This window comes from Protofrankia sp. Cr2, from assembly GCF_963555885.1.
Lineage (GTDB): Bacteria > Actinomycetota > Actinomycetes > Frankiales > Frankiaceae > Protofrankia.
This window is the reverse complement of the sequence record NZ_CAUVXG010000001.1, coordinates 174,180-194,231: the sequence shown is the minus strand read 5'-3', so window position 1 is coordinate 194,231 and position 20,052 is coordinate 174,180. Positions and strand designations below refer to the sequence as shown.

Annotated in this window: 16 protein-coding genes; 8 read left to right on the top strand and 8 right to left on the bottom strand. The window is 66.1% G+C overall.

All coding sequences use genetic code 11. From position 1 onward, the window contains the following. Window positions 1–3: 3 nt before the first annotated feature. The gene (locus U9978_RS00800; protein ID WP_322759071.1) at window positions 4–453 is read left to right on the top strand and encodes an NUDIX hydrolase; all 450 of its coding nucleotides are present in this window, start codon (window positions 4–6) and stop codon (window positions 451–453) included. 125 nt (window positions 454–578) lie between these two features. On the opposite strand, the gene U9978_RS00795 is transcribed toward U9978_RS00800, so the two are convergent. Next, window positions 579–1,787 carry a restriction endonuclease subunit S gene (locus U9978_RS00795; RefSeq protein ID WP_322759070.1) on the bottom strand — a complete coding sequence of 403 codons (1,209 nt, stop codon included), beginning with the start codon at window positions 1,785–1,787 and terminating at the stop codon, window positions 579–581. A 131-nt stretch (window positions 1,788–1,918) separates the two neighbouring features. Continuing rightward, a complete protein-coding gene (locus tag U9978_RS00790; protein ID WP_322759069.1) occupies window positions 1,919–5,494 on the bottom strand; it encodes a DEAD/DEAH box helicase family protein in 3,576 nt (1,191 codons plus the stop codon). Between the two features lie 348 nt (window positions 5,495–5,842). On the opposite strand from U9978_RS00790, the gene U9978_RS00785 reads away from it, so the two are divergent. Together U9978_RS00785 and U9978_RS00780 are read left to right on the top strand one after the other, a co-directional pair. Then, window positions 5,843–6,760, top strand: coding sequence for an alpha/beta hydrolase (locus U9978_RS00785; RefSeq protein ID WP_322759068.1), 918 nt, complete (start codon window positions 5,843–5,845; stop codon window positions 6,758–6,760). Window positions 6,761–6,924: 164 nt separating this feature from the next. Next, a complete protein-coding gene (locus U9978_RS00780) occupies window positions 6,925–9,348 on the top strand; it encodes a CoA transferase (RefSeq protein ID WP_322759067.1) in 2,424 nt (807 codons plus the stop codon). Between the two features lie 50 nt (window positions 9,349–9,398). Here U9978_RS00780 and U9978_RS00775 read toward each other — a convergent pair whose 3' ends face one another. Beyond that, the gene (locus tag U9978_RS00775; protein WP_322759066.1) at window positions 9,399–10,205 is read right to left on the bottom strand and encodes a CoA pyrophosphatase; all 807 of its coding nucleotides are present in this window, start codon (window positions 10,203–10,205) and stop codon (window positions 9,399–9,401) included. Then, window positions 10,202–11,395 (bottom strand): amidohydrolase family protein, encoded by a 1,194-nt coding sequence (locus U9978_RS00770; protein ID WP_322759065.1) that lies wholly within the window; start codon window positions 11,393–11,395, stop codon window positions 10,202–10,204. The genes U9978_RS00775 and U9978_RS00770 overlap by 4 nt, the downstream gene beginning before the upstream one ends. 378 nt (window positions 11,396–11,773) lie before the next feature. On the opposite strand from U9978_RS00770, the gene U9978_RS00765 reads away from it, so the two are divergent. Both U9978_RS00765 and U9978_RS00760 read left to right on the top strand, forming a co-directional pair. Then, window positions 11,774–13,282, top strand: a complete 1,509-nt coding sequence (locus tag U9978_RS00765) for a class I adenylate-forming enzyme family protein (RefSeq protein ID WP_322759064.1) — start codon at window positions 11,774–11,776, stop codon at window positions 13,280–13,282. A 7-nt stretch (window positions 13,283–13,289) separates the two neighbouring features. Next, window positions 13,290–13,598 carry a hypothetical protein gene (locus U9978_RS00760; RefSeq protein WP_322759063.1) on the top strand — a complete coding sequence of 103 codons (309 nt, stop codon included), beginning with the start codon at window positions 13,290–13,292 and terminating at the stop codon, window positions 13,596–13,598. Window positions 13,599–13,706: 108 nt separating this feature from the next. Here the strand turns inward: U9978_RS00760 and U9978_RS00755 are convergent, their stop codons facing one another. Both U9978_RS00755 and U9978_RS00750 read right to left on the bottom strand, forming a co-directional pair. Then, window positions 13,707–14,657, bottom strand: coding sequence for a sugar phosphate isomerase/epimerase family protein (locus U9978_RS00755; RefSeq protein ID WP_322759062.1), 951 nt, complete (start codon window positions 14,655–14,657; stop codon window positions 13,707–13,709). Then, complete coding sequence (locus U9978_RS00750) at window positions 14,654–15,937, bottom strand: acyl-CoA dehydrogenase family protein (RefSeq protein ID WP_322759061.1); 1,284 nt, start codon at window positions 15,935–15,937, stop codon at window positions 14,654–14,656. Before U9978_RS00750 ends, U9978_RS00755 begins: the two co-directional genes overlap by 4 nt. 210 nt (window positions 15,938–16,147) lie before the next feature. Here U9978_RS00750 and U9978_RS00745 point away from each other — a divergent pair, with 210 nt between their 5' ends. Both U9978_RS00745 and U9978_RS00740 read left to right on the top strand, forming a co-directional pair. Continuing rightward, window positions 16,148–16,669 carry a PaaI family thioesterase gene (locus U9978_RS00745; protein ID WP_322759060.1) on the top strand — a complete coding sequence of 174 codons (522 nt, stop codon included), beginning with the start codon at window positions 16,148–16,150 and terminating at the stop codon, window positions 16,667–16,669. A gap of 105 nt (window positions 16,670–16,774) precedes the next feature. After that, window positions 16,775–17,218 (top strand): hypothetical protein, encoded by a 444-nt coding sequence (locus U9978_RS00740; RefSeq protein ID WP_322759059.1) that lies wholly within the window; start codon window positions 16,775–16,777, stop codon window positions 17,216–17,218. Window positions 17,219–17,620: 402 nt separating this feature from the next. Here the strand turns inward: U9978_RS00740 and U9978_RS00735 are convergent, their stop codons facing one another. Beyond that, window positions 17,621–18,349, bottom strand: a complete 729-nt coding sequence (locus tag U9978_RS00735; protein WP_416210812.1) for a DUF427 domain-containing protein — start codon at window positions 18,347–18,349, stop codon at window positions 17,621–17,623. A gap of 386 nt (window positions 18,350–18,735) precedes the next feature. Between U9978_RS00735 and U9978_RS00730 the strand changes: the two genes are divergently transcribed. Next, window positions 18,736–18,996 (top strand): hypothetical protein, encoded by a 261-nt coding sequence (locus U9978_RS00730; RefSeq protein ID WP_322759057.1) that lies wholly within the window; start codon window positions 18,736–18,738, stop codon window positions 18,994–18,996. Between the two features lie 347 nt (window positions 18,997–19,343). Here U9978_RS00730 and U9978_RS00725 read toward each other — a convergent pair whose 3' ends face one another. Then, the gene (locus tag U9978_RS00725) at window positions 19,344–19,931 is read right to left on the bottom strand and encodes a flavodoxin family protein (RefSeq protein WP_322759056.1); all 588 of its coding nucleotides are present in this window, start codon (window positions 19,929–19,931) and stop codon (window positions 19,344–19,346) included. Between the last annotated feature and the right edge of the window lie 121 nt (window positions 19,932–20,052).

The following is a 20,052-nucleotide window of genomic DNA, read 5'->3' as shown; positions in this document are numbered from 1 at the left end:
GGCATGGATCACTCGTCCCTTCTCCGCCGACTCGCCGCCGAAGCCGAAGAAGACGGGGTGCAGCAATTCGTTGTCGGCGCGGTCGTCCAGCACGACGACAAGGTTCTCCTTCTACAACGCCCCGAGGATGATTTCATGGGCGGCATCTTCGAGTTGCCCAGCGGAAAGGTCGAGCCAGGGGAAGCGCTGGACACCGCGCTCATCCGCGAGGTCCAGGAGGAGACCGGCCTCGACGTGGACGCGCTCGGTGATTACCTGGGCAGCTTCGATTACACGTCCGGAAGCGGCAAGAAGAGCCGACAGTTCAACTTCGCTGTGGACGTAACCAGCCCGGAGCCGATCGAGTTGCAGGAGCACGACGCCTACACCTGGACGCCGATCAACGAAGAACTGTCGGTGACGGATGCCGTGAAGGACGTGCTAGGTACATACCGGGAGCTGCGGGACGCATAGCCCGGCTCCCCATCCAAGGCGACGGCGCCCCACGAAAGGCGAGAGGCATGTGGGGCGTTTGTCGTTGTCACAGGCGGCTCACCGAGCTTACGGTGACCCTGCTCATCTCCCCCGCAGTCCAGGTTTTACGTCGCCTTCTTCGCCCGGCCTCTGCTCCGCGGAACACTGCCGGCGGCTGCCCGCTCCGCCCGGATCCGCTCCAGCAGTACCGACGCCGGCTCGTCCGCCGGATCCTGCTCCACCAACCGCCCCGCAAACGCCATACGTAGAAGAGCGCGTTTCAGGCTGGAATTTTTTGCACTGGCCAATGACTCCATCAGGCGAGCAATCGAGTCTGTCTGAATGTCGAGTTCCGAAACAATCGCCAACTGATCGTCAATAGGCGGTATCGGAATGAGGAGATCCACTAGGTCGGTGTTATTGATTTGAGGTATGTTTGAACCATCGGCAAGTTCACCAAGGTCGACCTGCTGGAACCAGTACCAAAGATACGTTGAATCTACTCTTTCGGACGGAACTATGCCCATCGTATTGAGGTCATAACAACCCAGAACAGACATGATTTTTTTCTTGTTGGTATGAATTGCTCCACCCCGCTTGGGTATGAGGACCGTACCGGCAGGTCGGACCTTCAGGCCAAATCTCAACGCCTGATCGCGGTTGATATAGAATCGAGAGCCCCCTACTTGTCGTTCCGTAACATTCAAGTCACCCACCTTATAAAATGGCAGGCTTTCACGGCTCGGCGAGCTGCTCAGAACCTCAGAGATGGATTTGGGCGTCTGGCCGCCTGCAATGCCGCATACGTCGCCCAGCTTGCGGATATGGTGAGAAGTCGCCGCATCTCGTCGATCAAACCGCTGCCGAACCAGCGTCCTTCTTAGATTCTCTAATCTGCGGTAAGATCTCGAAAGAGTCTCCTCAGATTTCTCGGTTCGCGAGAAGTATTCGTCGAGGGTGGCGACGATGCGGCGCTGCTCGGCCAGCGGTGGTAGATCGATTTCGATAGAGGTGAGCGAACTCTGCGATATGTTTCGCATGGAGTCTTTTGTTCCAGTTGCCCTTCGGGAAATCTCTCGTCGGATCCCGGGTGACTTCAGAAGATGGGCAAACCATTGACGATCAAGATAAGGAAAAGTGACGAGTCGAAGACTTTTATCACTCAGCAGGAGATGTTGCCTGCATCTTCCGACCAGAACCGATGCACCGACATACTCTTTCGTATTTGCGCGACTGATCAGAATGTCGCCTGTTTTAATCTCGTCGTCATGGTTGAAGCTCGTCGTCGACGCAAGGGATTTATTCTCGCTCTGGATAAAGTCCCCACGCGTCATCGCGCTGACCTTGATGACCCCCCATTCATCGTCCGCGGCTGGACGGGGTTCGCATCGAGGCGAACGACCTGCCTCAATCCGAAGCAGAAGATCTCCGATGGTACATCGAGCCCAGCCGGGGGGAAGGGGGGTCATGCGGTGAGGCCGTGGGTGAGGTCGGTGATGAGGGGCAGAGCGCGGTCCTCGCCGAAGACGGTGAGGAAGCCGTCGGTGCCGCCGCGTTCGGTGAAGGGCGATTCATCCAGGTCAGTGATTGCGAACGCGGCCGATGTCACGACGATGTCCCTGATCCTCTCCAGCCACCACCGCTCGTCCGCGGTGAACTCCCGTCTGCTTGCCTGCCGCTGCCGGATGATCCAGCCCTCGAACCGTTCGTGCACCATGGTCCGGTGCGGGCGCGGTGTCTCGTCCACACCCAGCTCGAAGCGAATCAACCCGATCAGATCCAGCGCTCCATACTTGACCTCCGGTGCGGCGGCGGCGAGTTCCAACCGTTCGTAGGCATCCCACAGGCGTTCCGGCGTCCACTGATGGGGCGGCCGGGCGATCCGGCCGGCGAGCTCCTTGAGCGCGGCGTACACCGGTTGCTGCCCGGTACCGCGTTCGTACCCCAGCTGGATCGCGCTGATCTCCGCCTGATGCTCCCGGAGGTAGGCCCGCCACGACGCCACGGTGCGCTGCGCCAGCTCGGTACGGTCAACCCCGGCCGCCTCCAGCAACGTGTCCGGGTTGACCTCGTCGTAGGTGATGTCGTGGGCACGGCGGATCTCCAGCAGACGGGCGCGGAGCGCGGGATTCGCCGCGAGGGGACGTACGGCATCCTCCACCAGCGCCCGCTGCGCGCCCGGACCGGCCTGGCGGGCGGCATCAAGCGCATCGGCGTCGGCACAGCGAGCGAGGCTCGACACGACGGAGGCGAGCGACTCTCCGGCGAGCTGTTCGAGCTCGGCCCGCTCGTCCGGGGTGATCTGCTGGTTGAGCCGGGCCAGGCGGGACGCGAGGGTACACACCTCGTCCGCGTCGATCGTCAACGTCCCGGTCCTGCGCAGCAGTTTCTCCAGACTGATCTGCTTGTCGGTGTGCTGCGCGAGCGGGGCCGCGTCGAGCCGTTCGCCCTCCAGCACCCCGACCGCGTCCACCAGCACGAACCGGTCCTTGACCGACGAGTCCGGGGTGACCGCCCGGAAGTCGTCACCGTCGATGGTCCGGGAACCCCGGCCCTTCATCTGCTCGAACAGCACCGCGCTGCGCGGATTGCGCAGGAACAGCAGACATTCCAGCGGCCGGACGTCCGTGCCCGTTGCGATCATGTCGACGGTGACGACGATCCGCAGCTCGGCGCTGTTACGGAATGCCTTGAGCAGGCTGTCGGTGTCCCGCACTGAATAGGTGATTTTGGTGGCGAACTCGTTGCCCTGGCCGAACACCTCCCGGACCTTCATCACGATGTCCTCGGCGTGGTTGTCGTCCTTGGCGAAGATGAGCGTCTTGGGGACATGCGTCCGGCCGGGGAAGATCTCGGTGAACAGCCTGTCCTTGAACGTCCGCAGCACCAGTTCGATCTGGTTCGGGCTGACGACCGAGCGGCCGAGCTGCTCCGGCGTCCAGCTGAAGTCGTCCTCGAGTTCCTCGTAGCGTTGCTGGCGGGTACGCCTGTCCCGCCTCGGGACGGTGATCCCCGCCTCGATGGTTGCGCCCTGTCGGGTCAGTTCGGTGCGGATGCGGTAGACGTCGAAGTCGACGTTCACCCCGTCGGCGACCGCCTGCGGGTAGGTGTACTCGCTGACCAGATTCTGGTGGAAGAAACCGAACGTCTGCTTCACCGGGGTCGCGGTCAGGCCCACCAGGTAGGCGTCGAAGTACTCCAGCACCGCGCGCCAACGCCCGTAGATCGACCGGTGGCACTCGTCCACAATGATCAGGTCGAACGTCTCCGGCGGAATATCCGCGCTGTAGGTGATGTCGATCGGCTCGTCATCGCTGTCCCCTGCTCCGTCCCCCGAGGTGCCCTCGGACGTGTCCGCGTCGAAGGCCCGGTCGTCGACGTCGGGATCGGGCACCGGGCGACCACGCAGCATCGCGTACAGCCGCTGCACCGTGGAGATCACCACATGGGTGGAGCCGAGCAGCCCGGCGGCGGTCAGCGGCTCGACGTTGTACAGCTCGGTGAACTTACGGCCGTCGCCCGCCGTGACGTAGGTGGCGAACTCCTCCCTGGCTTGACGTCCGAGGTTGTTGCGGTCGACCAGGAACAGGATGCGGCGCGCGTTGGCGTGCGCGAGCAGTCGGTACGACGAGGTGACCGCCGCGTACGTCTTGCCCGCGCCGGTCGCCATCTGGATCAGCGCCCGGGGCCGGTCATCGGCGAGTGACCGTTCCAGGCCGCCCACCGCGTCGAGCTGGGCCGGACGGAGATTCCCATGGGCCAGCGGCGGCAGGTGCGCCAGCCGGTGACGCAGGGTCGGATGCTCGGGGTCGGCGTCTGCATCCCGCATCCACCGGGCCAGTGTCGTGGGCCTGTGAAAGGAGAACACCGACCGGGCCCGGCCCCCACGCGGGTCGAGGGTGTTGGTGAAATGGGTCTCGGCCGCGGTCGTCTCATACCGGAAGGGCAGCGGCCACCGCCATGCCTGCCCGCGCTGCTCGTCGGTCAGGGAGCTCGCATACCGACCGGACTGCCCTTCGACCGGGGTGAGGACGGTGCCCTCCCGTTTGGCCTCCACGACACCGACGAGCCGGCGGTTGACGAACAGCAGGTAGTCGGCGGGGCCGGTCGCCGTCCGGCCTTCGCGCAGCGCGACACCGTCGGGGTCGATCAGGTTCAGGCTGGACAGGTCCTGCACCGACCAGCCGGCCTGCGTGAGCATCCGGTCGACCTCAGCGCGTACCTCGATTTCGGTCCGCGGTTCCCGCGCGGCGGACTTGGCCTGTGCGACGAACGACTCCCGCTCCGCCGCGGACACCTTCTTTTTCCCTGTCCGCTTCCCTGTCCGCCCGGCCGGTTGCGGTTCGTCGCCGACCTGGTCCGGCAGCGCGGCGAAGGCGAAGCGGAGGCTTTCCGCGTCGGCCAGAGCTCGGGTCAGCGCCTCCTCCGCCTCGCGTCGCGCTCGGCGTTCCGCGTCCAGCCGGTTGTTGCCGCCCCCGTCCAGGCGCAGCTTGGCCTCGGCGAGCCGGCCGCGGTACTCGGCCAGTTCCGCGCGCAGCGCCGCACGCTCGGCATCTTCCGCCGCGGACGATGCCGGCCGTGCTTCACCCGGCTGTGATCGGCCCGGCTCGGGTGGTGGGACGAACGCGATGACCTTCCGGTCACCGGTCACCAGCCGGTGGAACCACACGCCCAGTTCGAAGCAGGCCCGTGTCGCCCGGACCGCTGCCCGGACCTCGCCGTAATAACCGTGGACGGCCCGGTTGCCCTCGGTACGGACGGCGTCGAACGCGGCCCGGATGCGCCCGTCGAACACCCCGGCCCGGCCGAGCGCAGCAAGGCGGTCAACCTGTTTGTCGCCGCGGGTCGGCAACCCGGCCCGGTTGACCAGGGCCTTCGCCAGGACCTCGCCGAACTGGCGGGCTTTGATCAGAGCGGCGTTCGGGTCCGAATGGGCGTAGGACTCCGCGCCCGCGCCGTAGAAGACCAGTAACGGTTCGTGGGGAAGAAGAAAGCCGAAATTCGCCGACCGGCGGGCCAGCTCCTCGATGCGCGCGTCCATGACCGTCAGCCCGCCCCCGTGGAGAGCCCCGAGGCCTCCGGGGAGCGCGCAGACAACAAGAATCGCGTACCCTTCGGCCAGCTGGTGACCGTGCAGTACCACAATGTAGCTCAGGTCCGGATTTCACCGGACACTGCTCATCGGTGGCGACCCGCCGGGCGTGCAGTTCGCGGTGTTCGCGGTGTTCGCGGCGGGGACCTGACGGTCGCAGGCTTCCCCCCGGACGGTACCTGATATAGGTATATGTTGTAACCACATCGGATACATGGGCCAACGCCCGCGGAGGTCTCGCGACCTCCGGTCACCGCGTGTGGGCGTTCGAGGAACAGATCACCCCGGGAGGCCCACATGACAGCGGCCGCGCAACTACCCGAATACGACGAGTTCGGGTTCTTCGAGGAGAACGCACAGGAAGCGGGCCTGGCCTGGGCCGGTCCACCGCTGGTACGGCGGGAGAACGTCGATGTCGGCGGCGAACGGATCAGCGCCCTGGTCTGGGGTGACGGACCCGCCGAGCTGGTGTTCCTCCACGGTGGGGCGCAGAACGCCCACACCTGGGACAGCGTCGCCCTTGCGCTGGGCGGCCGCCCGCTGGTGGCCTTCGACCTGCCCGGACACGGCCACTCCGGCAAACGGTCCGACGGTGACTACTGGCCGGTCCGCAACGCCGACATCCTCGCCGGCGCCATCAGCGAACTTGCGCCGCGGGCCGCAGGTGTGATCGGTATGTCCCTCGGAGGACTCACCGGCATCCGCCTCGCATCCGTCCACCCACACCTCGTGCGCCGCCTTGTGGTCGTCGACGTGACACCGGGTGTGACGCTGGCGAAGAGCGCCCCGATCGCGGCGTTCGTCAACGGCCCGGAGTCCTTCCCCTCCTTCGAGGAGATCCTGGAACGGACGGTCCGCCACAACCCGACCCGGTCGGTCAGCTCCCTGCGCCGCGGCATCCTGCACAACGCCCACCCGCTCCCGGACGGCCGCTGGGCCTGGCGGTACGACCGGCTGACCCCGGTCGGCGGCCTGTTGGACTTCGAGCCGCTCTGGGAGGACGTCACAGCGCTGCCGGCACCGGCGATGCTCGTGCTGGGGTCGACCTCCGGCGTCGTCACCGAGGAGGACGTGGCCGAGTTCCGTCGCCGCCAGCCCACGACCCGCGTCGAGACCGTGGCGGGCGCCGGGCACTCCGTCCAGGGCGACCGGCCGGTCGAGCTTGCCCATCTCATCAGCGACTTCGTCTTCGGTACCGCGGACGACGACCGGTAACCGCCGGATGCGCGGTCTGTCCCCGACCTGCAGAAGCTGTTAGATTCGTTACCTATTAGGAGCGCCTGCAGCTGAGCGCCCGGCCTCCTCCCCCACGGCGGGAATCAGGACGGCTCACAGGGCTCTCGTGCCGGTGTGACCCGCGGCCCTGGAAAGCGGTATCGATGATTCTCGATGGTCTGACAGTGCTCGAGCTGGGCGCCGGCAGTGTTGCCGGGTCCCTGGCGGGGATGATCCTCGCCGACAACGGAGCCCGGGTGCTCAAGATCGAGCCACCGCAGGGCGACCGTCTGCGCACACAGTCACCGTCCGGTTTCCTGGTCTGGAACCGGGGCAAGGAGAGCCTGGTCGCCGACCTGCGCACCCCCGCGGGCCGGGCCGAGGTCGGCGAGCTCGCCAGCCATGCCGACGTGCTGATCGAGAGCTTCGAACCGGGCGTCGCGCAGGGTTGGGATCTCGGCTACGAGGCCCTGCACGCAGCCAACCCGGCGCTGGTCTACTGCTCGGTCAACGGTTTCGGTTCCACGGGTAAGTACGCACGGCTCAAGGGCTATGAAGGCGTCGTCGCGGCGAAGGCCGGGGCGTTCGCCCGGGGACAGTTCGGGTTCCGGCCCGGCCCGATCTTCGTCGCCGCCCCCCTGGCCAGCACGGGCGCTGCGCACATGGCGCTGGGCGGCATCATGGCCGCGCTCATCGTCCGCGAACGGACCGGACGCGGACAGCGCGTCGAGGCCACCCTCGTACAGGGTTACAACCCGGTCGACTACTTCGGGACGATGCACTGGCAGTACGCGAAGAACACCGGCGGTGAACCCCACGTCATCATCAGTGCCCGCGGCGGCGCACTGGCTGCAAGCCGGTTCAGCCTCACCATGGCAACCACGGATGGCCGCTTCATCATCGCCAATCCGCAGCTCCCCCACCAGGCGCAGGCGCTCACCCGCGTGCTGGGCCATGAGCAGCTCATCACCGACCCGGTCTTCCAGGACATGCCACGGTTCAAGACGCCGCAGGACGCGCAGCGCTGGGAGGATCTGCTCAGCGATACCGTCCGGAGCAGGACGCTCGCCGAGTGGGTGCCACTGCTGGAGGCCGACGTGGACGTCGCCTTCGAGATCGGTGCGACCTGCGAAGAGGCACTCGACCATCCGCAAATGATCTACAATGGACACTCGATCACGATCGACGATCCGGAACGCGGCCCGATCCGCCAGGTCGGCCCGGTCGCGGCCTTCGAAGCGACGCCGTGCCGGATCGAGCGGTCCGCACCCGCGCTCGGCGCCAACAACGGTCCACTCACCGGGCCGTCGGCTCCGCCGACCCCGACCGGCGCCGCCCCGGTCCACCCCCTGGCGGGGGTGACCATCGTCGAGTTCGGCTACTTCTACGCGATGCCGTTCGGGGTCGCCCTTGCCGCCGCGATGGGCGCACGGGTGATCAAGATCGAGGGTCTAGCGGGCGACCCGATGCGCAGCTCCTTCGGGGTCAGCGAGACCGGTGGCGTGAAGACGATGGCGGGCAAGGAGAGCATCGCCGTCGACGTAGCCACCGACGAGGGACAATCGATCCTCAAGGCTCTGCTCGCGACGGCGGATGTCTTCGTCCTCGGGTTCCGGCCCGGGGTGGCCGAACGTCTCGGCATCGACTACCCGACCCTGCGGGAGACCAACCCCAAGCTCATCTACGTGCACGCCACCGGGTATGGCAGCAGCGGGCCGTACAGCACCCGCCCGCTCTATGCCGACGCCGCGAGCGCCGTGGCCGGGAGCCTGTTCAAGCAGGCCGCCTACTGGATGGACCCCGATCTCGTCAGCAGCTTCGACCTGACCGAAATACAGGCCATCGTCCAACCGAGGCTGCGTGGCCTCACCGACGGTGACTCCAACGCCGCGGCCACGCTCTTCTCCAGCATCATGCTGGCGCTGGCCCACCGGCAGCGGACCGGGCAGGGACAGCTCGTCTCCACCACCATGATCAACGGAAATGCCTACACCTATTCCGATGACGTCAACGCCTACGCGGGCAAGCCGCCCGCGCCCACCCTGGACTCCGAACAACACGGGTACAACGCCCTGTACCGCCTCTACCGGACGTCGTCGGGTTGGGTCTTCCTCGCCGCCCCGACGCAGCAGGAATGGGAGATCCTCGTCGGTGGGATCAAGCGTCCGGAACTGCTGGAGGACCCCCGCTTCGCCACGGTGGAACGTCGGGTGTCCAACGACGACGACCTGACCTCGATCCTGGAAGACGTCCTCCTCACCGACACCGCTCAGGCATGGGAGGACCTGTTCGTTCCCGAGGGGCTCGCCTGCGTGACCGTCTTCGAGGGTGGCCTTTCCGGGTTCACCTGCACGGACGAGACCATGCTGGCGACCGGCCTGGTCGCCGAGGTGGACCACCCGCTGTTCGGCCGGATCCGGGTGCACGGCCTGCCGGCGGCGCTGTCGGAAACGCCCGGGCGGATCGGCCGTAGCTGCGTGCTCGGCGAGCAGACCGAAACGCTGCTGACCGAACTCGGTTATGAGGCAGACGCCATCGCGGCACTCAAGGACGCCAGGATCGTCACAGGCGCCGATCTCCCCGCGTAGGGCGGGCCCCGGGCACGCGAACCACTACCGGCGGCGTGCCTCGGCCCGGGTCACGGCCCGGGTCGAGGCACGATCCGTACCGGAGGCCACGGACGGTCGCCGTGGACGTCACCGATCACGATGGCGAGGAGCTCAAGGAGTATCGATGCCGTCACCCCCCAGGCGCTGCCCTGCGGGAGGTCGAAGAACGGGACCATGAACCTGCCATCCGGACCGGCCCACAGCTCCTCCCGGTACACGCCGTCGGCCATCAGCCCGGTGAGCGCGACGTCGAAGACATCCTGGACCTCGCTGTGGTTGATCCGAAGGAGCGGTCGGGCCGCGACCGTACCCACCATCGGGGTGATCTGGAACTTCGTCAGCTCGGCGTTCTGCCAGCCCAGCTCACCGATCAGTTCAACATTCGCCCCGGCGAGCCCGATCTCCTCCCACGCCTCCCGCAGCGCGGTCTGGCCGGGTGTCTCGCCCGCGTCGCAGACACCACCGGGGAAGGCGATTTCCCCCCGGTGCGTGCTGACCGTGCCGGAGCGTTCGATCATGATGACCCGAACGTCGTCCGCCTCCTCGAACAGGACAAGCAGGACCGCCGCGGCCCGAATACCCAGCCGCTGCGGGGCGGGCGGCAGGGTATCGCGGTGTCTGAAGGCACGCCGGACGGTATCGATCCGAATTCCTTGACGCGTCGGCGTGGGAAGATCCGCCCATGGCGGCGGCCTGTCCAGGCGGGTACGGGAGCCCGAGAAGGTGTCCCCGTACGGCTGCGGCGGAGCGTCCGGCCCGCTGGAAACCGGGCCGGCATGAGCCGCACCTGCCGAATCCGGGTCGTCGGGCAGACGATCACCCGCCGCTTTGATCACGCCTTCTCGAAGAGCTTTTCAGCGTTGCCGCGCAGGATCTTCCGCTGCTGCTCCGGCGTCAGCGATGTGAGCAGCCCGGTGAAGTCCGCCGGTACGGCCAACCCCTCCGCGTGTGGGAAGTCCGAGCCCATGACCAGGCAGTCGACATCAGGCAGATCACGAACGATCTTGGCCACGTTGTCCTCCGGGTAGGGCGCGACCCGGATGTGACGCTGGAAGATCGCGCTGGGACGCTCGGTGAGGCGACCGCCGATCCACGGGCCGTTGCGGCCCATCCCCCGGCTCTTGTCCATGTGCTCGATGAAATGCGGCACCCAGGAGGCGCCGAACTCGGCGACGAGCACCATCAGGTTGGGGAACCGCCCGAAGACGTTGTCATAGATGAGCGCCGAGAGGGTGTCCTCGATGGGCCGCTCGCCGTAGAGGTTGTTCCACTGCCACGCCGACATGTGCCAGGCCGCGGGGAATGCCTCGTGGCCCCAGGCGGGCGCGATGTGCTCGTTGTACCAGTTCTCCATGATGTGGAAGGCGACGGTCACGCCGGCCTCGTTGAGCCGGGCCCAGATCGGGTCGAAGTAGGGGTCGCCGGGCGAACGGCCGTTGACGGGCCCTGTCGGCAGCAGCACAACCCGGACCCCGCGCGCGAGGAGGTCGTCCAGCTCGGTTACAGCGAGATCGAGGTCGCGCAGGGACAGCAGAGCCGGGCCGTAGATGCGGTCCTTGTACGCGAAGCCCCAGGTCTCCTCGAACCACAGGTTGAAGGCGTGCACGTTGGCGTAGGCGGCGGGCACGTGCTTCACGTAGTTCTCGACCGACAGAGCCATCGCGGACGGGAAGACGACGGCCCTGTCCACCCCCTGGGTGTCCATCAACTGCAGGCGCACGTCACGGTCGTGGTACTCCGGGCGCATCGGCTCCGGCTCGTAGGTCTCGTCCGGGTTACCGGACGCCATCTGGCGCAACATCTCCTTGAGGGATCCCGGCCGGTAGGCCAGGTCGAAGCCGAGTCCCTGTTCCGAGTTGAAGGTCGCGACCCGGTCCGCAGCCATGATCTTCTCAAGGCCGCCCTCGAATTTGATCGGCCGAACCGCGTACTCGGACCACTGCGCCGGCAGGTACTTCGTGAAGGCGTCCCTGGTCTCGTAGCAGTGCGTGTCGCAGTCGAACAGGCCGAAGTCGAGCACTGTCATCGGAGTCTCCCCGCATCCATCTTCGCGACCCTACGAGCCTCGCGACCCTACGAGCCATTTCGTCTAATTAGCATACTAGTAGTCCTGATCATACGCTAGAGTTCGTCCAGCGGATGTCCGTCGATGCGATCGAAGATCCGCTGGACAGGCCCTACCGACCGCATCGCTGCTCGCCTCGCCGATCGACCCGACCGGGCAAGCGACCCGGCCGGACGAGACGCCAGCCGGAGGACGACGGGGAACGCCGGGGATCAACCAGGGAGCTACGAAGATCGAGAATGAGATCGCCGAATGATCAGTCAGCAACCAATGCACGTGGATTGATCCCTAAATTACAATGCGAGAGCTTATTTGAAGCGATGATTTAGGGCGGGATCTATGAGTATCGGGATGTTGCTCGACATGGCCGCGATGGCCTTCGGTGACCGGGTGGCGCTGGGGCGGCGTGGCGACGGCATCACGTTCGAGCACCTGCTCCGGGTGTCAGCCGGTGGAGCCACGCTGCTGCGCTCCTCCGGTGCCGAGCGAGTCGCGTACCTCGGTGGCAACAGCGCCGCCTTCCCCGCCGTGCTGTTCGCCGCGGCTTCGGCCGGGATGCCGTTCGTCCCGCTGAACTACCGGCTCAGCGAAGACCAGCTGGACGGGCTGCTGGGCGAGTTACACGGGCCGGTCGTCGTCTGCGACGAGGCATTTCAGGGCGTTGTGGCCAGAACCGGCTTGAAGATCCACCGCAGCGAGGACTGGTTGGCGGACGCTGCACTCGCGGAACCCGCCGAGCCGGTCGAGGTCGACGATGACGCACCGGCGGTCCTGCTCTTCACCAGCGGGACGACGTCCAAGCCGAAAGCGGTCGTGCTCCGACACTCCAACCTCGTCGCCTACGTCCTACAGACGGTCGAGTTCGGTTCCGCCGAACCGGACGAGGCGTCTCTGACCAGTGTCCCGCCGTACCACATCGCCGGTGTCGGAACCGTACTGACGAACCTCTATGCCGGCCGCCGCTTCGTCTACCTGCCGAACTTCACCGCGGACGCATGGCTGCGCCTGGTGGCCGAGGAGGAGGTGACCAGCGCCATGGTCGTACCGACGATGCTGGCCCGCATCGTCGAGCAGCTTGCTGGCGCCCAGGCACCGACGCCGACGCTGCGAGCGATCGCCTACGGCGGCGCCCGGATGCCCCGTCCGGTCCTGGAGAAAGCGCTCGTGGCATTTCCGGGTACCGGCTTCGTCAACGCCTACGGACTCACCGAGACGAGCTCGACGATCGCGATCCTCGGTCCGGAGGACCACCGCGCGGCGCTCGCGTCGGCCGACCCGGCGGTTCAGGCCAGGTTGGCCTCCGCGGGCCGGTTCGTCCCCGGGGTGGAAGGCGAGATCCGCGACTCCACCGGAGCGGTCGCCCGCCCCGGCGAGATCGGCGAGCTGTGGGTGCGAGGCAGTCAGATCTCCGGGGAGTACCTGGGGCTGGGCTCCGTCCTCGACGCCGACGGCTGGTTCCCCACCAGGGATCGGGCCTGCCTCGACGCCGACGGTTACCTGTTCATCGAGGGCAGGTCAGACGACACGATCATCCGCGGGGGCGAGAACATCGCGCCGGCCGAGATCGAGGACGTGCTGATCCACCACCCCGCGGTCAAGGAAGTCGCCGTCATCGGTCTGCCCGACATCGAGTGGGGCGAGCGCCTGACCGCGGTCGTCGTGCCGGAGGCGCACGCGGCACCGGAACCCGATGACCTGCGCGCCTGGGTCCGGGCCAGACTTCGCGGCTCCCGTACACCCGACGAGGTCATCTTTCGCGACGACCTTCCCTACACGCCCACCGGCAAGCTTCTGCGCCGTCAGCTGATTGCCGAGATCGGCGCTGCCACGACATACGAAAGGACGTGAGCACACCATGCGGCTCAAGACAGGTTTGCGGCTGCGGAGCCAGGTCTGCTCCACGGAAGTGATTGTGGTCCGGCCCGGGTCCAGCGAGATCGACCTGACCTGCGGTGGTCATCCGATGATCGCATCCAAGGAGACGCCCGCCGAAGGGCTTGACCTCAAGCCGGAGCTTTCCGGCGGTGCCCTGCTGGGCAAGCGGTACACCGACGAGGCCACTGAGATCGAGCTCCTCGTCACCAAGGCCGGAGCGGGCACCGTCGCCGATGGGCTGACCCCCCTGCTGCTCAAGGAGGCCAAGCCGCTTCCATCCAGCGACTAGGGTCTGAGAGCGACCGGGCGAACACCGAGATTCTCCGCTCAGGTGCCCTCGGTCAGGGGCTGTCCAGCATGATCGACGATCGGCTGGACGGCCCCTGACCGTCGCGGTCTATCTCCCCGGCGCGCTCGACTCCGTGCCGCTCGACTCCGTCACGGCCGATCGCGCGCGGTCGAGCGTAGCGCGGAGCGCGTCCATCAGAATCCGCCCGGCGCCGGCCGGACCCTGCGCGAGGATCTCGGCACTGAGGACTTCGACTCCGATCGGTGCCCGCACCCCGGCGTCGTCGAGAATGCCGACGAGCCCGGTCAGGTCCAGACTGCCCTCGCCGGGCAGCAACCGGTGCCGGACGTCCTCAAGCGGGGGGCCCACCGGCGTTGCCGCGGCATCGCTGAGCTGCACCGCGAACACCCGGTCACCGGGGACACGGCGCAGCATCTCCGCGTTCCCGGCGCCGGGTCCCCGATTGTGGTGCCAGGCGTCCACGAGCACTCCGGCGTTGGGCCGGTCGGCACGGCGCGCGATCTCCCATGCCGTCCCGATGTCGCCGATCGTCGCCCAGGCCACCGCTTCCAGCGCGACGTTGAGCCCGTGGTCGGCGGCGCGGTCGCACAGGCCCGCGAACTTCTCGGCGGCCTGGTCCAGCTCGACCGGATCGCCGAAATGCGTCGCCACCAGCGTCTTCGCCCCCAGCGAACGTCCCGCCTGAAGATATTCGGCCTCGGTGAGAACCTGGTTCATGAACGCGGGCTGATCGACCGGGGGTGGCATGAGCCAGTCACCGACCGCCTCTATCTCGGTGACGGCAAGGCCATTGTCGTCCAACATGGCTCTGATGTCGGAGTCGGACAGCCCCTCCCGGGTGCGGGCCCGGCGCAGCGAACGGCCCAGGATCGAGATGGCGTCGAAGCCCGCTGCCGAGGCGGCGGTGACGACATCGCGAAAGCTCAGCGACGCCACCGAGACGTTGCAGAGCACGAGCCCACCATCCACTGCGGACGTGGCCGGGGTGACAGGTGCGGCGGCGGCGGCAGCAGCAGCAGCCGGTTGCTCCCCGGTCACAGGTCGGCCAGCACGTCGGCGTAGCGTGCCCGAGCCTGTTCTTCAAGGGCGATCAGGTGGTTGGTCGGGAAGAGCCCGTCGGTCGGTTTGTATTGTTTGAGTACCTCACGGGCGAGGGTGACCTTGTGCACCTCGGTCGGACCGTCGGCGAGGCCGACGGTGTAACCGGCGACGAGCATGTCGAAGAAGGGCATCTCCTTGGTCAGGCCCAACGAGCCGTGCAGCTGCAGGGCCCGGGATGTGACGTCGAGCATGACCTTCGGCATGGCTGCTTTTATGGCCGCGATGTCACCGCGGACCTGGCGGTAGTCCTGACGTTCGTCGATCAGCCAGGCGGTCCGCAGAACCAGCAGCCGGAACTGCTCGATCTGAATCCACGTGTCGGCGATGGCCTCCTGCACCAACTGCTTGCGCGCGAGGATCTCGCCCTGGGTGAATCGGGACAGCACCCGCTCGCACATCATCTCGAAGGCCCACTTCACCAGGCCTACGGTGCGCATCGCGTGGTGGATACGGCCGCCGCCGAGGCGGACCTGTGCGACCTCGAAACCACCGCCCTGCGCACCGAGCAGATTGGCGCGGGGCACCCGCACGTTCTCGTACGCGATGTAGCCTTCGGTGCCCTGACCGACCTCCTCGTCGATGAGCTCGACGTGCCGGATGAACCGGATGCCGGGCGTGTCGGTGGGGACGATGAACATCGACTGCTGCCGATAAGGGGAGGCATCCGGGTCGGTCACCGCGACGACAATCAGGAAGGAGGCGAAACGGGCGTTCGAGGAGAACCACTTCTCCCCGTTGATCACCCATTCGTCGCCGTCCAGTACCGCCCGGGTCTTGAAGACCTTCGGATCGGCGCCACCCTGCGGCTCGGTCATGGAGAAACACGAGACGATCTCATTACGCAGCAACGGCGCGAGATAGGTCGCCTTGTGCTCATCCGTGCCGAAGTGCGCGAGGATCTCGCTGTTACCCGAGTCCGGTGCCTGGCAGCCGAAAACGCTCGGAGCGCAGCGCGACCGGCCGAGGATCTCGTTGAGCAGGGCGAGTTTCAGCTGGCCGTATCCGGGGCCACCGAGTTCCGGGCCGAGGTGACAGGCCCACAGCCCCTGCGCACGGACCTTCTCCTGCAGCGGTGGGATGAGTGCGGCACGGACCGGGTCGGCGAGGTCGTACGGCTGGCGGACCAACCGATCGACGGGCTCAACTTCCGTGCGGACGAACTCGTCCGCCCAGTCGAGCAGCTTCTGGTAATCGGGATCCGTCTGAAAGCCCCACATCGGTGACTCCTGTCACTGTCTGGCTACTCACTGGCTGGCAATGCATTCGGTGAGGTCACGGGCCATGTTGCTCTAACCTGGATGCCGCACTCCAGGTTGCGATGAGACTGTTGATAATCGTTATATGTTTATACTGATATCGGGGCATGCCCGCAACCGCGGCGAGCGTGTGGAGAGCACCATGCGGCCAGGAGGGGTGGCGCTCGTCGGATGAGTGACAACGGACCGCGCTGGACAGGCTCGGACTTCCAGGTGCCACCGAGGGCCGGCGGTGCGGTGGCGCTGTGTGGCGCCTGTTCCCGCACGGGACAGTGCCACCTGGGGATGCTCCGCGAGCAGTTCGACGACGGGGTGTTGCGGGCGCACGTGACCTGTTCGCCGGAGCATGAAGGCGGTCCGAACGTCGCCCATGGCGGCTGGACGGCGGGGATCATGGACGAAGTGCTCGGTCACCTCCCCGTCCAGCTGGGGACACTCGCGGTCACGGCGACGCTTGAGATCAAATTCATCCGCCCCGTTCCGATCGGGCGTGACCTGCTGGCATCGTCCTGGCTGGACAGGCGTGAGGGCCAGCGTCTGTATGTGGTCGGCGAGCTGCGGTTGGCGTCCACGAACGCGGAGCTCGCCACCGCTAAAGGCGTTTTCGTCGCCCGCGATCGCGCGCACTTCGACCGCCAGCAAGCCTGGCTCGCCGAGCAGGACGCCGCCGGTGATCCTGCACCGACCGCCTGAGACCCCGCACCAAACCATCGTATCCCCGCGCCATCATCGCTACGATCAACCGTGCGCAATCATCGATCCGCGACAGAGCAGCCGCGGAAACCCTCGAGCCAGCCCATGACAAAGGCCGAGCAACGAGCGGTGGTCAAAGCATGGCACGAAATACCCAAGCGCACCAGAGCTGAAGTCAGGAAGCTGACAAAGCGTCGCCTGCGGCATCCGGACCCGGCCGTCGCGGCAACAGCCGAGAACCTGGCGAAATACTACCTGCATCAGACTCGCCGATTCTGGGTATTCGTGCTCCTCACCTTCCCAGTGGCCTCCGCTGCGGCCTTCCTGATAGGAATCCTGTCCGTTTACATACCTCCCCTTGTTGCAAGCGCCCCATTCATACTCGGCATCCCGGTTTGGGGCGCATATTTAGGCGGCACCTGGCAAGGTCGTTACATAATGAAGCGAATACTGGCTGCGAAGGAACAGCCATCGGATGCCGCAGCCACGCCGACAGCCGTTGCCGTCGACAGCCTCGCGCCGGGAGAAATGGATATCATCCAACGCTGACCGTCGTCGCTACGACCGTTTGAACCCGCCCCTGTGCCAGGAGTTCCGACGCGCGACAAATCCGATACAGATCATGCAGAGGCACCACCGCCATACACCAGTGCGACCGGGCTACCCCCACCTCATCGGAGCCGGCCACGTCCCACCCGTATCAGTCCCGCGGGTAGCGCGGCACGACCTTGTCGGGGCCGCCGACCCAACGGACGCCGCCGAGTCCCCGCCGCCTTCATCCGCATCTCCTCGGGCTCATCCGAATCCGAGTCGGCAGGGGCGGACGGCACCGAGGACGATCCCGCCTGGCCCGGGTGCGGCGGTGATCAGCTGCTGGGTCCGACGTCCCGGCCAGCGCGTAGTCACGAACTGCTCCCGTCAAGAGGGATGGCCCGTGGCCATGTGCTGACGTCAGCGATCCTGCAGGACGCCGTCGACGTAGATGTCGACCTTGTAGAATGCAACCAGACCTGCGATCTTCTGACTCTCCGGCAACGGCATCCGGTACGACCAGGCACAATCCCGGTAGACCCGATCCCCAGTCCGTACCGACCAGTACTCGGCGACCCCCTTGTAAGGGCATCGGGTTACCGTATCGGTCGACTGCAGCAGATCCATCCGGACATGTGGCTTGGGCAGATAACAACGCACCGGCAACCCGGTCTCGAACAGCAGTCGGGGGCTGCTCGACTCGGCGATCGTGACACCGTCGACCTCAACCCGCACGTGCCGTGAACTCGCCAGCACGTCGATCCGGGCATACGGGTCGCGCACGTGCACGAAGACCTCTTCGTCCTCCTCGAACCAGGAGTCCATGGCATCCCAGTCGAAACGGAAGTGGTCGCGCAGCTCGTCGATCGGCGACTCGTCATAGCGCAGCGCGGCACCCGGCGCCTGTGTCGAGCCGACCGTGACGGTGAACGTCCGGGCGTCCCCGCGGCTCGGCGAGTGCACGATGTCCCCGTCCGCCACCAGCAGATCCTGGGCGACATCGTCGGCCGGGAAGTAGTAGGTCGGATAGCGCGGCGACTCCCACACCAGTAGCGGGTGACTGCTGTCGGCCACCACCCGGCCGCCCAGGTAGACCCTGACCCGCTTGCCGCTCGGCTCGACTCGGATTCGTCCCCGTTCGACCGTCATATCGAACCTCACCATCGCTGGGCTCTTTCCGTCTAGTTTTGACGAATACCCGCGGAGTTTCAGCCGTTGACAGAATCACCCGGCTCTTGATCGGATACCACCGATCCAGCCGCGAGAAAGTGAGAATTCCTCGGTGAGGCACAGGATACCTGTTCCCCGGCCAGGGACTCCATTGCCAACCTGCCCGGCGTCGTCCACCGTCCGAGTCGAGCCTGACCCTCTCCTCTCCGACCTGCTCCAGGTCCAGTGGGAACGGTTCCGGACGCAGCGGAAGCCTGCCCTCACGACCAGGCCGTACTCGTACTGGCACATCTGCGCAACCGCGACATCCACGGAACGGCTCGCCGAGCGAGGACGGATCCCGACCGCGACACCGTGGACGCCGGTTGAACCTCCGCGACACCTCTGCAATCTTCGACAGTGTCGTCCTGCGCTCCACCGGTGTCCACGCCCACGGTCGTCGCTCCCGCTCCGGCGAGAACCGGCACCACGGCGTCAACATCGAGGAACGGGCTGACTTTTTATGGGCGGCTCAATCTGATGCCTCCGAGGGCCTGTCCGGATCGACCCGCGACCTCACCGCCGCCCGCCACTATCGTGTGTTCGACGTCATCGCGCTCACCGAAGCCGTACCTGCTCGTCGGTGAGGAGACACGCCGGTGAAGAGAAATAATACTGCTCATCCCGTAGTGCCAGGGCACGGATCCACCCGCAGGTTACCAGGAAGCCAACCGTGGTCACGGGAGAATCAGAACCACGAGAAAAACCGGGTTCTCCAAGCCGGACGAACTGGCGTGTTCTCGATCGTTACCACGGTCGCCTCGCCGGGATATTTCCTCAAGCCGTGTTCGTGCTGGAGACTGGCAGTCGCTGGAATCGTTGTGGAAAATTTCCACCGGACGCCGTGTCGCTCCAGGTCATACTAACGTCCGTATTATAACTGTACAAGGACAGATCTACACAGTCGGACGTCGAGCCGATCCGGATTGGATCATCACGCCGCGAGAGCTTTACGGCCTGCGAGGTACACGTCCGCGAGCTCGGTGACTCGCCGGCCGTACCGTTGGGCAGTAAGGATGTCGGACTTGTGTACAGCCTCCGGCGGGAGGGTTCCCACGCACTGGCCACCGACACCCGAGAAAAAGCCGAGGCGGTTCAGCTCGTCCTCCTTGCCCTCGGCGCCGTTCCATCCGCCGTGCAGATCCGGGTTCACCCACAGCATGTTGTGCTGAGCGGCGAGGGTCTGGAAGTAGGCGAGCGTCGAGGTCTTGTCTCCGGCCATGGACCCCGACATGGTGAACCCAGCGGCGATCTTGTCCTTCCATGCGTAGGCGAACCACCGCTTGCTGGTGGCCTCCGCGAATGCGTGGAACGCCGCGCTCGCCGTGCCCATGTAGGTAGGTGCCCCGAAGACGATGGCGTCGGCGGCGTCGAGCTGGGCCCACTGCTCGTCTGTGATGTCAGCGACGGCGATGAGGGAGGCCGTCGCACCGGAAACCTGGATGACGCCGTCCTGGACCGCTTCCGCGAGGACCTTGGTGTGGCCGAAGCCAGAGTGGTAAGCGACGGCAACCGCGCTCATATATGGCACTCCTGATGTTCGTCGATGCGCGCTCTTCCGCGTCGCACCAGTCGGTCTTCACTATAGACGTAGTCTCCATTAGAGACCAACATTCGGTCAAGGTCCAACGCGGTAAGCTTGA

What these genes read in the sequence shown, in the direction of transcription:
- U9978_RS00735 (WP_416210812.1), bottom strand. Translation starts at nt 18,349, where the DNA reads ATGACGGTCGAACGGGGACGAATCCGAGTCGAGCCGAGCGGCAAGCGG.
- U9978_RS00770 (WP_322759065.1), bottom strand. Translation starts at nt 11,395, where the DNA reads ATGACAGTGCTCGACTTCGGCCTGTTCGACTGCGACACGCACTGCTAC.
- U9978_RS00790 (WP_322759069.1), bottom strand. Translation starts at nt 5,494, where the DNA reads ATGGACGCGCGCATCGAGGAGCTGGCCCGCCGGTCGGCGAATTTCGGC.
- U9978_RS00795 (WP_322759070.1), bottom strand. Translation starts at nt 1,787, where the DNA reads ATGACGCGTGGGGACTTTATCCAGAGCGAGAATAAATCCCTTGCGTCG.
- U9978_RS00740 (WP_322759059.1), top strand. Translation starts at nt 16,775, where the DNA reads ATGACAAAGGCCGAGCAACGAGCGGTGGTCAAAGCATGGCACGAAATA.
- U9978_RS00800 (WP_322759071.1), top strand. Translation starts at nt 4, where the DNA reads ATGGATCACTCGTCCCTTCTCCGCCGACTCGCCGCCGAAGCCGAAGAA.
- U9978_RS00780 (WP_322759067.1), top strand. Translation starts at nt 6,925, where the DNA reads ATGATTCTCGATGGTCTGACAGTGCTCGAGCTGGGCGCCGGCAGTGTT.
- U9978_RS00785 (WP_322759068.1), top strand. Translation starts at nt 5,843, where the DNA reads ATGACAGCGGCCGCGCAACTACCCGAATACGACGAGTTCGGGTTCTTC.
- U9978_RS00765 (WP_322759064.1), top strand. Translation starts at nt 11,774, where the DNA reads ATGAGTATCGGGATGTTGCTCGACATGGCCGCGATGGCCTTCGGTGAC.
- U9978_RS00750 (WP_322759061.1), bottom strand. Translation starts at nt 15,937, where the DNA reads ATGTGGGGCTTTCAGACGGATCCCGATTACCAGAAGCTGCTCGACTGG.
- U9978_RS00745 (WP_322759060.1), top strand. Translation starts at nt 16,148, where the DNA reads ATGAGTGACAACGGACCGCGCTGGACAGGCTCGGACTTCCAGGTGCCA.
- U9978_RS00725 (WP_322759056.1), bottom strand. Translation starts at nt 19,931, where the DNA reads ATGAGCGCGGTTGCCGTCGCTTACCACTCTGGCTTCGGCCACACCAAG.
- U9978_RS00760 (WP_322759063.1), top strand. Translation starts at nt 13,290, where the DNA reads ATGCGGCTCAAGACAGGTTTGCGGCTGCGGAGCCAGGTCTGCTCCACG.